The following is a 12,243-nucleotide window of genomic DNA, read 5'->3' on the forward strand; positions in this document are numbered from 1 at the left end:
CATCGGTGTTGAGAGCTAGCCGTCGGCTTCCGGCGGGTCGACGGGTTCGGCGCCGCGCTCGATGCGCACCCCGGCGAACTCGACGTCCACGGGTTCGGCGAACCGCCGTCCGTTGATCTCGTCGTGCCGCATGAAGGTCGGCGGGTCCACGTGCACACGCAGCGTGTACCCGCCGTCCTCCGGGAGGTCCCAGTTGCGCGCGTAGTGGTAGAGCATCGGGTGCCAGACCAGCTCCTGCGCGTACGGACCGAGCTCCTGCCCGCCCGGCGTCACGAGGGTCGCGGTCACGTCGAGGCCGGGGACGAAGCGCCCGTCGGCCGCGTCGCACACGACGATCTCCACGTGCGCGTTCGTGTCACCGGGGTTGTGCCACACCAGCTCGCCGTCCTGAAGGTGATACATGCCCTCGGCGTCCTCGATGGCGTAGCCGATCAGGTAGTCGCCGACCTGCTGGGTGCCCCCGTCCTTGGCGACGTCCTGCGCCATGTGGTCGAGGGCCTTCCGATAGGCGGCACCCTGCTCGACGGCGAGCTGCAGCTGGCGCTCATCAGCTTCCGACGAGCCGGGATCCATGGGCGGGGTGGCGTGTGCGGTGGTCATCCGGGCCTCCTCCTACGACGGTTCCTCCGATGCTCCACCGTCGCGCGTGCCCTCGCACCTGGGAAGTTATCGTGGCGGGATGACGGCGCACCGAGCGGCCGACGGCCGACCGATCCTGCGGCTCTACAACCACAACGTCCTCGGCAGACGGGCCGGCTGGGACGCGCGGCGGCGCGTGCTGCGGCAGATCGTCAGCGGCTCCGCCCCCGACGTCGTGCTGTTCTCCGAGGAGATCGTCACCGACGGGTACGACCAGACCGCCGATCTCGTCGGCGCCGGGTATCAGGTGGTGCACTCGCGGGCCCGGTCCGACGAGGAGCGCAGCGGCATCTCGGTCGCGAGCCGGTGGCCGGTCCTCGACCACCGCGAGCTCGACCTGATGGCCGACGGGCCGCCGGTCTACGAGTTCCGGTGGGCCGCGCTGCTGGTCAGCATCGACGCGCCCGAACCCTTCGGCCGCACGCTGGTGGTCAACCACTTCCCGGAGGCGGCGGCGCCACGCGAGGCCGACCGGGAACGGCAGGCGGTCATGGTCGCGCGAGCGGTGGAGGACCTGGTCGGCGACGACGACCGCCTCGTCGTCCTCGGCGGCGACCTGGACGCCGACCCGGACGCGGCGAGCCTGCGGTTCCTCACCGGGAAGCAGTCCCTCGACGGATGGAGCGTGTGCTACCGCGACGCCTGGGAGGTGGCGCATCCCGGCGAGCCGGGCTGGACCCTCGACCCGGCCAATCAGATCGTGAGCGCCACGATGCCTGGCTGGCCGTACCGGCGGATCGACCATCTGCTGGTCCGCTGCGGTTCGACGGGCATGCCGCCGGTCGACGTCGTCGCGTGCGACCGCGTGGGCGTCGAGGCGGTGGACGGCGTCTGGGCCAGCGACCACGCGGGACTGGTGACGGACCTTGCGCCCTATCCCGAACAGCGTGCGAGCGGGCCGGGTTCGGGTCAGCCTGGAGGCACCGACGAGAGAAGGGGGAGCTGATGAGCGCCGCAGACAAGGCCCAGAACGCAGCCGAGAAGGGCTTGGGCAAGGCGAAGGAGACGGTCGGGGACGCCACCGACAACGAAGAGCTCGTTGCCGAAGGCCGGACCGACCAGGCCAAGGCCGACCTGAAGGACGCGGGCGAGAACGTCAAGGACGCCGCACAGGACGCCAAGGACGCCCTCGACAGATAGTCGTCCTCGAAGACAAGTGCCGTGGTGGTAGTGCCCAGAGGGCTCGGGACGCAACCACCACGGCACTCGGCTGACTCCGCCGCTCCCCGTGCCGACCCGAACGGGCCGTGCCAGTGTTTGTGGCGGGCGCGGACCTCGCCGTCCGCCGGACGCTGGGAGGCGCCGCATGACCACACCGAGCGTGGAGGCCGGACCGCAGGTGCTGCCCCGGACCAGGGTCTGGGCGATCTTCGGCGGGCTCATGCTCGCGATGCTGCTCGCCGCCCTCGACCAGACCATCGTCGCCACCGCGCTGCCCACCATCGTCTCCGACCTCGGCGGCGCGGAGCACCTGTCCTGGGTGGTGACCGCCTACATGCTGGCGAGCACCGCGACCACCGTCCTCTGGGGCAAGCTCGGCGATCTCTTCGGGCGCAAGACCCTCTTCATCGCCTGCATAGTCATCTTCCTCGCGGGCTCCGTCCTGGCCGGCACGTCCCAGACGATGAGCCAGCTCATCGCCTGGCGGGCGGTCCAGGGCGCCGGCGGCGGCGGGCTCATGGTGCTGTCCCAGGCGATCATCGGCGACGTCGTGCCGCCACGGGAACGCGGCAGGTACCAGGGCCTGTTCGGCGCCGTCTTCGGCGTCTCGTCGGTCGCCGGACCACTGCTCGGCGGGTTCTTCGTCGACAACCTCGACTGGCGCTGGGTGTTCTACATCAACCTCCCCGTCGGGGTCCTCGCGCTGATCGCCGTCGCGTCCGTCCTGCCGCGCATCGCCGCGGGGGCCAGGCCACGCATCGACTACGCGGGCATCATCCTGCTGGCCACCCTCTCGACGGCGATAGTGCTCCTCACCAGCCTCGGCGGCACCACCTGGGAGTGGAGCTCCGGCCCCGTGTACGCCATGGCAGCGCTCGCGATCGGATGCCTCGTCGCGTTCATAGCGGTCGAGCGGCGCACCCCCGAGCCCGTGCTGCCGCTGCACCTGTTCCGCAGCAGGGTCTTCTCCGTCGCGGCGGTCATCGGGTTCGCCGTCGGCTTCGCGATGTTCGGCGCCATCACCTACCTGCCGCTCTACCTGCAGACCGTCAAGGGCTCCACGCCCACCGAGTCCGGGCTCGAGATGACGCCGATGATGCTCGGCCTGCTCATCACGTCGATCGGCTCAGGACAGCTCATCACCCGCACCGGCCGCTACAAGATCTACCCGATCCTCGGCACCGCGATCACCGCTGTCGGCCTCTACCTGCTCTCCCTCATGGACCAGGACACCACCACCCTCCAGGCCGGACTGAGCATGTTCGTGCTCGGCGCCGGCCTCGGCATGGTCACCCAGGTGCTCGTCATCGCCGTGCAGAACGACGTCGGCTACCGCGACCTCGGCACCGCGACGTCCGGCACCACCTACTTCCGCACCATCGGCGCGTCGATCGGCGTAGCGGTCTTCGGCACCGTCTTCTCGGGCCGCCTCACCGCCGAGCTGGGCGACGACGTCCCCGACACCGCCCAGGGCATCTGCGGGCCGGAGGCGCTCGCGGCGTCCAACCAGACGCTCGCGCGGTGCGCGCCCGAGGTGCAGGCCTGGTTCCTCGACGCCTACTCCGGCGCCCTGCACGTCGTCTTCCTGGGGGCGGTGCCGGTGGCGTTGCTGGCGTTCGTCCTGACCTGGATGCTGCCAGAGGTCGAGCTGCGCACCGCGACCCGGGGCCGGGACGGTGCCGGAACGGCGGGGCACGCGGCGGGCGCGTCGTTCGCGCTCCCGTCGTCCCGCACGTCGCTCGAGGAGCTGCGCATGATCCTGTGGCGCCGCGTGGGCAGACGTGATCCCTTGCGGGTCTACGAGATGACCGCGCAGGAGGTCGGCCTGTCCCCGGCGGAGGCGTGGATGGTCACGCGCGTCTCCCTCAAGCGCACGCGGTCCGTGCGGCTCATGGCCGAGCGCGCCTCGACCTCCGAGCAGGTGGTGCGGGACGTCGCGGACGCGCTCGCCGCCCGCGGGCTGGTCGAGGTCGACGGCGACACCGTCCGGGCGCTACCCGCCGCGGACGCCGTCGCCGAGACGATCCGGGAGGCGGAGCGCGAACGGTTGCGGCGGTACGTCGCCGAGTGGCCCGACGGCGACGAGCCGGAGGTCGCGCAGCTCGTGGACCAGCTCACGCACGAGCTGATGTCCGACCACCCGAGGAAAACCTGAGGACTGGTCAGCGGGTGGGGGAGTGGTGGGTCGCGCGGGAGCGGGTGCGCGTGCCCGCGCCGTTCGAGACGCCGTTGCTCGGGGTCGAGCTCGCGCCCGCACCCGCGCCGGCGCCCGCGTCCCACGCTCGTGCGATGCCGAGGCGGCGCAGGTGCTCGCCGGTCACCGTGGCGCCGTCGGGCCCTATCCAGTGCTCGGTGCCGAACCGTTCGTCGGTCGCGGCGCCCCAGCGGCGCATGAACGGTGTGCCGTTGTCCGTGATGACCACCGACCCGTAGCTCGTGGGGAGCGGCCGGGTGGGGAGATGGATCAGGGTGTAGATCTCCGCCAGGTCCGCCGGCCCGACGGAGGAGACGCTGTACCAGTTGCCGTCCACGTCGCGCTGGACCGCGTACCCGCTGGCGTCCAGCGCGACGCTGAGGTGCGGCAGGTCGGCCGCGAGTAGCTCTTGGCTGGTCTGGTAGACGGTGCCGACCTGGGCTACCTGGCTCATCGGGTAGGTCTCCTTGGCGTCGAATCGGTGGTGTCCACCCATCAAAGCGGATTTGTCGCGATTCGGGGGGCCGAGACGCCGTATGGGCCGCCCGGGCTACCGGGCGGCCCGCCGGCTCAGCGCGATTTCGTGTCGGACACGGCGACGGGCTCGAGTGCCTCCGGGTCCTTGTCGCCGGAGCCACGCGTGGCGTACAGGCTGGTGGCGGTCACCACGGCGAGGACGCCGATGATGACGCCGAGCGAGGCGAGCGTGGGGATCTCCGGGACGCCGGCCCAGATGCCGTGGGCCCAGTGCAGGACGAGCTTGACGCCGATGAACGCGAGGATCGTCGCGAGCCCGTACCCGAGGTGGACGAGCTTGCTGAGGGCGCCCTGGAGCACGAAGTACAGGGCGCGCAGGCCGAGCAGGGCGAAGGCGTTCGTCGCGAACACGAGGTACGGGTCGCTCGTGATGCCGTAGACGGCGGGGACCGAGTCCACCGCGAAGACGACGTCGGCGGCGAAGACCGCGACCACCACCACCGCCAGCGGGGTGAGCATGCGCCGGCCGCCCTCGCGGACCGAGAGGCTGGAGCCGCGGTAGTCGTCGGTGACGGGCATGAAGCGACGGATCAGCCGGACCGAACGCAGCTCGGAGACCTCGACGTGGTGCGAGCTGCCGCGGATCTGGTCGACGAGGATCTTGACCGCCGTCGCGAGGAGGATCCCGCCGAAGAGCAGGAACGCCCAGCTCAGGTTGGCCAGGACCGCCGCCCCGAGCGCGATGAAGACGCCGCGGAGCACGAGGGCCCCGACGATGCCGAGCAGGAGCACGCGCTGCTGCAGCGCGGCCGGCACGGCGAAGGCGGTGAGCAGGAGCATGAACACGAACAGGTTGTCGACCGACAGCGACTTCTCGACGAGGTACCCCGTGAGGTACTGGACGCCGATGTCCGAGCCGAACGTGGCCCAGATCCAACCGCCGAAGGCGAGGGGGAGCGCGATGTAGAACGCGCTCCAGCCCAGGGCCTCACGCATGGACACCTCGTGCGGGCGTCTGGTGATGAGGAAGTCCACGGCGATCAGGGCCAGGACGGCGAGGATGGTCACCGCCCACATGGTGGGAGTGGCGACAGAGGTCAGGGCAGCAGAAGCAGTGCCTGTGATGGCGAACAAGGAGTCTCCGTATCAGATGGCTCCGAGGTCTCCTTCACCTTGCTGAGCAAGGTCGCCGCCCGAGGTCGCATGGTGCGCCGTAATGACCGGACGATGTTAGGGAAGTACTCCCCTCGCAGTGCGCATCCTACGACACTTTTCTGGGTGAGATATGTCTTGTGTGCCAGGTGGGACTTCGATAACGTTATCGACCATCTACCGCTGCGTGCGAGCACTCCCCGCGACAATGATGTTAGCGCTCACACGATTGGCTCCACGCAGGCGGCTCCCGATGAGCCGCGGTCCTGATCACGCCGCAGGTAGGGCACTGCACTGACCGGTCACTGACCGGTTACTGACCGGTACTGCCCAGGCGCGGTCGTCGCAGGCTGCGCCCTGACGGAAGAGGAGCGAAGGATGAGGAAGTCCATCGCACGACTTGCACTGGCGCTGACCGCAGCCCTGGTGCTGGCCCCGGCGGCAGCGTTGCCGTCGGAGGTCGCCCCGGCGGCCGCCGCGAGCGCCAACCTGCTCACGAACGGCGACCTGGAGAACGGCACGACCGGCTGGTCGGTCTTCGGCGCCGGCACGCTGGCGTCCACGACCAGCCCGGTCCACGGCGGCGCTCGCGCCCTGTCGCGGACGGGCCGGACCGCCGCGTGGAACGGCCCCGCCCAGACCGTCACGTCCGCAATGACGAACAACACGAGCTACACGGCGAGCGTGTGGGTGCGCTCCCAGAGCGGGAGCCCGACCGGCCGGATCACGCTGGCGCTGACCGCAGGCGGCACGACGAGCTATGTCAACGTGGCGCAGGGGACCGTGAGCTCCTCCGGCTGGACGCAGCTCACCGGCACCACGACGGTGTCCTGGTCCGGGACGCTGTCGTCCGCCACGTACTACGTGGAGACGGCGGCCGGTACGGACAGCCTCTACATCGACGACGCGTCGCTCGTCAGCAACACGTCGACGTCCTGCGACCTGCCGTCCAGCTACCGCTGGTCGTCCACCGGGGTCCTGGCGAACCCGAGATCCGGCTGGGTCTCGCTCAAGGACTTCACCGTGGCTCCGTACAACGGCCAGCAGCTCGTCTACGCGACGACCCACGACTTCGGTTCGTCCTGGGGCTCGATGAACTTCAGCCTCTTCTCCAACTACTCGCAGATGGGGAGCGCCTCGCAGAACGCCATGTCCTCCGGCACGGTGGCGCCCTCGCTCTTCTACTTCGCCCCGAAGAACATCTGGGTGCTGACCTACCAGTGGGGCCCGTCGCCGTTCATGTACCGGACCTCGAGCGACCCCACGAACCCGAACGGCTGGTCGGCTGCGAGCCCGCTGTTCACCGGGTCGATCTCCGACTCGGGCACGGGCCCCATCGACCAGACGATCATCGGCGACGGCACGAACATGTACCTGTTCTTCGCCGGTGACAACGGGAGGATCTACCGGGCGAGCATGCCGATCGGGAACTTCCCCGGGAACTTCGGCAGCTCCTACCAGACGATCATGACCGACACCAGGAACAACCTGTTCGAGGCCCCTCAGGTCTACAAGCTCAAGGACCAGAACAAGTACCTGATGATCGTCGAGGCCATCGGCGCGAACGGGCGGTACTTCCGCTCGTTCACGGCGACGAGCCTCTCCGGTAGCTGGACCCCGCAGGCCGCCACGGAGAGCAGCCCGTTCGCCGGCAAGGCCAACAGCGGTGCCACCTGGACCAACGACATCAGCCACGGTGAGCTCCTGCGCACCAACGCCGACCAGACCATGACCGTCGACCCCTGCAACCTGCAGCTGCTCTACCAGGGCCGATCGCCGAGCTCGGACGGGGTGGACTACGGCCTGCTCCCGTACCGGCCGGGCCTGCTGACGCTCCAGCGGTAGGTGCGTGTTAGCTGACTTCGGTCGGTTGCGCTGAGATCGGTCGGTTGACTGACCGATCTCAGCGCGACCGACCGAAGTCGTGCACCGGCGGTCCCGTCGTGCACCGGCGGCCTAGTCGTGGGTGGCGCGGGTCCCGCCGTCGCGGTGCGCGAGCGTGGCGAGCGCGTCCTTCCAGTACCCCTCGGCCGACTTCGCGTGCCGTTCGGTGTCGATGTTCTCCTCGACGACCGTGACGAGCGTGCCGCCGTCGTCGGGCTCCAGCACTATGCGGATGTCGTGGTAGTTCTCGGGGACGTCGTCCAGGCCGTTCAGCGGCGCGAAGTGCGTGAAGCGCAGGAGCCGCGGCCGTTCGACGGCGATGACCGTTCCCTTGTCCGCGAACACGCGGCCGAAGAAGTGGCCCTCGAACGTGATGGGGCTGCCGGGCTGGAAGTCCGTCTCGATGTTGGCGCCGAGCATCCACCGGGCACCCGGGTGCATGAGCTCGGCCCAGACTCGCTCGGGCGGCTCGGCGATATGGGTCGTCGCGGTGACGCTGTGACGTGGGGTGTCGGTGCTCATCGTTGCCTTCCGTGGTGCTCTCGGACACGACCGTACCCCGCCGCAGGTCAGGTGGTGGAGCGGCAGGCTATGCGCGGGATGCCAGCCGGAGCGGCCCGGTCCATAGTGGCTTCAGGCACGAGGAGAGGGTGGCGATGGGCGATATCGACGATCTGCTCACCCACAGCTGCGACGCGGACGGCGGCATCCGGCGGCGCCGGCGCGGCAAGGGGTTCTCGTACGTGGACGACAGCGGTGCCAGGGTCACCGACCAGGAGACGCTCGCGCGGATCCGCTCGCTCGTCATCCCGCCCGCGTGGACCGACGTCTGGATCTGCCTCGATCCCGCCGGCCACATCCAGGCCACCGGGCGCGACGCCAAGAGCCGCAAGCAGTACCTCTACCACCGCCGGTGGCGCGAGTACCGCGACGCCGCGAAGTTCCACGAGCTGGCTGAGTTCGGCGCGATGCTGCCGGACCTGCGCAAGCGCGTGGACGCCGACATGCGCTCACCGCGGCTCGGCGCGGACCGGGTGGTCGCCACCGTCGTCCGGCTGCTGGACGAGACGCTGATCCGGGTCGGCAACGACGAGTACGTGCGGTCCGGCGAGTCGTTCGGGCTGACGACGCTGCGCAACCGACACGCCACCGTCGAGGGTGCGGAGGTGCGGTTCCGCTTCCGTGGCAAGTCGGGCACGCCGCACGACGTGGTGGTCCACGACCGGCGGGTGGCGAACATCGTGCGCCGCTGCCGGGAGCTGCCCGGCCAGCGGCTGCTGCAGTACGTGGACGGCGACGAGGTGCGGGGCATCGGGTCGCGCGACGTCAACGAGTACCTCGGCCGGGTGACGTCGGCCGACTACACGGCCAAGACCTTCCGGACGTGGGGAGCCAGCACGGTCGCCTTCGGCCACCTGCGTCACCTCGAGCCGGCGACCCGGCGCGAGCACGACGCACAGCGCGCCGAGGCCGTCCGGATCGCCGCCGCCCACCTGCACAACACCCCGGCGGTGTGCCGCAAGAGCTACATCCACCCCGCGATCCTCGCCGACGACCGCGCGGAGCTCGACGAGCTGATCGAGCGGTCCGGCGCGAACGCCTCCCGAGGGTCACGCTGGATGGACGCCGACGAGCGCGCGCTGCTGAAGCTCCTGACCGCCGCCGAGGACACCCGCGAAACCCCTGCGGCCTGAATATAGGGTTACCGACGTGCACCACTCCATGGCCGAGGGCGTCCGACGAGTCGACTTCCTGCCCTGGGAGTACGACCCCACGTCCGAGGAGGGCGCCGCGCAGGAGGCCCGTCGGCGCGAGCTGGTGGCCGACGGCGCAAAGATCGGCACCGGCGTCTTCGTTGCGCCGAACGCGGCGGTCTTCTGCGACCGCCTCACGGTGGGCGACCGCACGTACATCGCGGCGCTCGCCTACGTCACGGGCGACCTGACGATCGGCGCCGACTGCTCGATCAACCCCTACGCGGTGGTCCGCGGCGAGATCCGGATGGGCGACGGCGTCAGGATCGGCGCGCACACGTCGATCCTCGGTTTCAACCACAGCATGGCGACCGACCGGCCGATCCACCGGCAGGGCACCTGGAGCAAGGGCATCACGCTCGGCGACGACGTATGGATCGGCTCGAACGCCACGATCCTCGACGGCGTCACGGTCGGTGACCACGTCATCATCGGCGCCGGCTCCGTCGTCACCAAGGACGTGCCCGACTGGGCGGTCGTCGCGGGCAACCCGGCACGCGTCCTGCGCGATCGCCGGACGGACACCCGCGACGACTCGGCCCCGGACCTCGCCACGGAGCTGCGGGCCTTCGCGGGCCGGGCGCGCGAACAGGCCGGCGACCTGCTCGCCCGCTGCTTCGAGGACGGCCGGTTCGTCGACCGGCCGGCCTCGCTCGCGGGTGCCCTCGAGCCCGCCGTCCGGCCGTGGGCCGACGCCGTCGAGATCGCCGACCTGCTGCTCGACGCACCGCCGCCGGGCTTCTCCGCTGGGGACCTGGTCCGTCGACTCACCGCCCGGCAGGATCCCGCGACCGGGCTGATCCCGGCGGGCGACCTCTCCGACGACGGCCTGTCCGGTCCGGCACAGCTACCGGCGTCCGACGAGCCGCTGGACCCCATGCAGCTCGGCCCTATGCAGCTCAATCCCATGGACGGCCCCGCGAGCTACCACGTCCTCAGCGTCGGCTACGCGGTCCGGCTCCTCGGCGGGCGGCTGCCGTACCCGATCCGCGCGGTCCACACGCTGAGCGACCGCGACGTCGTCAGCGCGCTCGAGGCGCGCGACTGGGGTGCGCAGGCGTGGGGGAGCGGCGCCGCCGTCGACGCGCTCGCCACGGCGTGCGCCCTCAACATCGCGGACTTCTCCGCGGAGCTGCCCGACGGCGGCGTCGGCCCGCTCCACGGGCTCGTGGGCTGGCTGTCCGCCTCCGCGAACCCGGAGACCGGAATGTGGGGCGCGCCCCAGCCCGCGCCGCGCTGGCTGCAGGCGGTGAACGGGTTCTACCGGCTGACCCGCGGCTCGTACGCGCAGCTCGGGCTGCCGCTGCCCTATCCGGAGGCCGCTGTCGACACGGTGCTGGAGCACGCGGCCGACCCCTACCTGGCGACGCCAGAGGGGTACACGGCCTGCAACGTCCTCGACGTCATCCACCCGCTCTGGCTCGCGGCCAAGCAGACCGGGCACCGCCGCGCCGAGGGCGCGGCGTGGGCACGCGGTCAGCTGCGGCGGGCGCTGCGGAGCTGGGTCGACGGCGCGGGGTTCGCCTTCGCCCCCGTTACCGACGGCGCCGATGCCGTGGCCGGGCTCCAGGGCACGGAGATGTGGCTGAGCATCGTCTGGCTGCTTGCCGACTACCTCGGGCTCGCGGACGAGCTCGGCTACCGGCCGCGCGGTGTGCACAGCCCGGACCCGCTGGTCCGGCTCGCGCCGATCAGCGACCGCTGATCGGCGCTCGCTGAGCTTGGCCGGGGAGACTGTACGAATCCGGAGTGTGTTGCTCTGAGTAGACGATGTCTACTGACAGCAAGCGACCTCGAACTCGTACGTTCTCCCAGGGCGTCACCGCCGTTCAGGCGCCCGCTGCGGCGGTGGACCCGCGGACGACGAGGCTCGTGGCGAGCTCTTCGCGCGGCGCGACCTGCAGCGGGTCGACGTGCGGCGGGTCCGCGCTGAGCCGCAGCAGCATCCGGAGCGCCGCCGACCCCATCTCCGCGATCGGCTGGCGCACGGTGGTCAGCGCGGGGCTCACCCACTGCGCCTCGGGGGAGTCGTCGAAACCCACGACGCTGACGTCCTCGGGGATGCGCAGGCCCAGGGCCGCCGAGGCGTCGTACACCCCGAGCGCCATGGTGTCGGAGCAGGCGAAGACGGCCGTCGGCGCCGGGGCGTCCCGCAGCAGCTGCGTCGCTTGCTCCGCGGAGCTCGCCCGCTGCCAGTCGGTGTGCGCGATGCGCTCGTCGGGCAGCTCGTGGCCCGCCTGGGTCACCGCCGAGCGGAACCCGTCGATGCGGGCCTGGCTGTAGAGGTGGGTCCGCCGTCCGGCCAGCACCGCGAAGCGCCGGTGGCCGAGCGAGAGCAGGTGCTCCGCCGCGGCGCGGCCCCCTGCCCAGTTGGCGGCCCCGACGCTCGCGACGGTGCTCGGCGGCTGCGACACGGGGTCGAGCAGGACTATCGGCACCCGTGCCGCGGCGAGCGTCGCGAGCTGTTCGCTCGTGGTGTCGACGAGGGCCAGCACCGCGCCCCGCAGCCGCCGCGCGAGCAGGCGCGTGAGCCAGGCGTCGTCCGGCGGCCGGGCCACGGAGACGACGACGTCGACCCCCGCCTCCTCGGCCGCGTGCTCTACGCCGCTCAGCGCGCGGTTCGCCCACGTGCCCTCGACGCCGCTGAGCACGAGGTCGACGAACGGGGACTGCGCCCCGCGCGTCACCGCGTCCCGGCCGGACCGCCCGCGGTACCCGAGCTCCGCGACGATGCCCATGACCCGCGAGCGCGTCTCGGCGGAGACGTCGGACCGGCCGCTCAGGACCTTCGACACCGTTGGCACCGTCGTGCCGGCCGCCTGCGCGACGTCCGCGAGCGTCGTCCGGCGTGAGCTCTGCATGCCGTGACCTTAGCCAGGCCGCAAAAGTTGCGCAACATTCTGCCTCTTGATCCGGCTTGGCGCGTGCTGTATCAAAGGGGGCGAAGCGATGTGGCACTCCGCCGGGCTCAATGTTGCGCAA

Annotated in this window: 11 protein-coding genes; 6 read left to right on the top strand and 5 right to left on the bottom strand. The window is 70.9% G+C overall.

Going from position 1 to position 12,243, the window contains the following annotated elements:
• Positions 1–15: 15 nt before the first annotated feature.
• Entirely contained in the window at positions 16–600 is a 585-nt protein-coding gene (locus AB0F70_RS13710; protein WP_357448787.1) for an iron transporter, read from the bottom strand.
• Between the two features lie 79 nt (positions 601–679).
• Between AB0F70_RS13710 and AB0F70_RS13715 the strand changes: the two genes are divergently transcribed.
• The 3 genes from AB0F70_RS13715 (at position 680) to AB0F70_RS13725 (ending at position 3,955) form a co-directional block, all read left to right on the top strand.
• Entirely contained in the window at positions 680–1,585 is a 906-nt protein-coding gene (locus tag AB0F70_RS13715) for an endonuclease/exonuclease/phosphatase family protein (protein ID WP_357448789.1), read from the top strand.
• On the top strand, positions 1,585–1,779 hold the full coding sequence (locus AB0F70_RS13720; protein ID WP_357448791.1) for a CsbD family protein: 195 nt from the start codon (positions 1,585–1,587) through the stop codon (positions 1,777–1,779). The genes AB0F70_RS13715 and AB0F70_RS13720 overlap by 1 nt, the downstream gene beginning before the upstream one ends.
• 166 nt (positions 1,780–1,945) lie before the next feature.
• Positions 1,946–3,955 (top strand): MDR family MFS transporter, encoded by a 2,010-nt coding sequence (locus tag AB0F70_RS13725; protein WP_357448793.1) that lies wholly within the window; start codon positions 1,946–1,948, stop codon positions 3,953–3,955.
• Positions 3,956–3,962: 7 nt separating this feature from the next.
• Here the strand turns inward: AB0F70_RS13725 and AB0F70_RS13730 are convergent, their stop codons facing one another.
• Both AB0F70_RS13730 and AB0F70_RS13735 read right to left on the bottom strand, forming a co-directional pair.
• Positions 3,963–4,448 (bottom strand): hypothetical protein, encoded by a 486-nt coding sequence (locus tag AB0F70_RS13730; RefSeq protein ID WP_357448796.1) that lies wholly within the window; start codon positions 4,446–4,448, stop codon positions 3,963–3,965.
• 116 nt (positions 4,449–4,564) lie between these two features.
• Entirely contained in the window at positions 4,565–5,548 is a 984-nt protein-coding gene (locus AB0F70_RS13735; RefSeq protein ID WP_357448966.1) for a TerC/Alx family metal homeostasis membrane protein, read from the bottom strand.
• Positions 5,549–6,001: 453 nt separating this feature from the next.
• Between AB0F70_RS13735 and AB0F70_RS13740 the strand changes: the two genes are divergently transcribed.
• Entirely contained in the window at positions 6,002–7,468 is a 1,467-nt protein-coding gene (locus tag AB0F70_RS13740) for a non-reducing end alpha-L-arabinofuranosidase family hydrolase (protein WP_357448798.1), read from the top strand.
• A gap of 111 nt (positions 7,469–7,579) precedes the next feature.
• Here the strand turns inward: AB0F70_RS13740 and AB0F70_RS13745 are convergent, their stop codons facing one another.
• Entirely contained in the window at positions 7,580–8,029 is a 450-nt protein-coding gene (locus AB0F70_RS13745; protein ID WP_357448800.1) for an SRPBCC family protein, read from the bottom strand.
• A gap of 134 nt (positions 8,030–8,163) precedes the next feature.
• Here AB0F70_RS13745 and AB0F70_RS13750 point away from each other — a divergent pair, with 134 nt between their 5' ends.
• Complete coding sequence (locus AB0F70_RS13750; RefSeq protein ID WP_357448802.1) at positions 8,164–9,201, top strand: DNA topoisomerase IB; 1,038 nt, start codon at positions 8,164–8,166, stop codon at positions 9,199–9,201.
• Between the two features lie 16 nt (positions 9,202–9,217).
• Positions 9,218–10,966 carry an acyltransferase gene (locus tag AB0F70_RS13755; protein WP_357448804.1) on the top strand — a complete coding sequence of 583 codons (1,749 nt, stop codon included), beginning with the start codon at positions 9,218–9,220 and terminating at the stop codon, positions 10,964–10,966.
• Positions 10,967–11,090: 124 nt separating this feature from the next.
• On the opposite strand, the gene AB0F70_RS13760 is transcribed toward AB0F70_RS13755, so the two are convergent.
• Positions 11,091–12,122 carry a substrate-binding domain-containing protein gene (locus AB0F70_RS13760; protein ID WP_357448806.1) on the bottom strand — a complete coding sequence of 344 codons (1,032 nt, stop codon included), beginning with the start codon at positions 12,120–12,122 and terminating at the stop codon, positions 11,091–11,093.
• Between the last annotated feature and the right edge of the window lie 121 nt (positions 12,123–12,243).

It is taken from the genome of Promicromonospora sp. NPDC023805 (assembly GCF_040639635.1).
Lineage (GTDB): Bacteria > Actinomycetota > Actinomycetes > Actinomycetales > Cellulomonadaceae > Promicromonospora.

Excerpts from the sequence above, each read along its gene's own strand:
- AB0F70_RS13710 (WP_357448787.1), bottom strand. The coding sequence starts at position 600 with ATGACCACCGCACACGCCACCCCGCCCATGGATCCCGGCTCGTCGGAA.
- AB0F70_RS13715 (WP_357448789.1), top strand. The coding sequence starts at position 680 with ATGACGGCGCACCGAGCGGCCGACGGCCGACCGATCCTGCGGCTCTAC.
- AB0F70_RS13720 (WP_357448791.1), top strand. The coding sequence starts at position 1,585 with ATGAGCGCCGCAGACAAGGCCCAGAACGCAGCCGAGAAGGGCTTGGGC.
- AB0F70_RS13725 (WP_357448793.1), top strand. The coding sequence starts at position 1,946 with ATGACCACACCGAGCGTGGAGGCCGGACCGCAGGTGCTGCCCCGGACC.
- AB0F70_RS13730 (WP_357448796.1), bottom strand. The coding sequence starts at position 4,448 with ATGAGCCAGGTAGCCCAGGTCGGCACCGTCTACCAGACCAGCCAAGAG.
- AB0F70_RS13735 (WP_357448966.1), bottom strand. The coding sequence starts at position 5,548 with ATGTGGGCGGTGACCATCCTCGCCGTCCTGGCCCTGATCGCCGTGGAC.
- AB0F70_RS13740 (WP_357448798.1), top strand. The coding sequence starts at position 6,002 with ATGAGGAAGTCCATCGCACGACTTGCACTGGCGCTGACCGCAGCCCTG.
- AB0F70_RS13745 (WP_357448800.1), bottom strand. The coding sequence starts at position 8,029 with ATGAGCACCGACACCCCACGTCACAGCGTCACCGCGACGACCCATATC.
- AB0F70_RS13750 (WP_357448802.1), top strand. The coding sequence starts at position 8,164 with ATGGGCGATATCGACGATCTGCTCACCCACAGCTGCGACGCGGACGGC.
- AB0F70_RS13760 (WP_357448806.1), bottom strand. The coding sequence starts at position 12,122 with ATGCAGAGCTCACGCCGGACGACGCTCGCGGACGTCGCGCAGGCGGCC.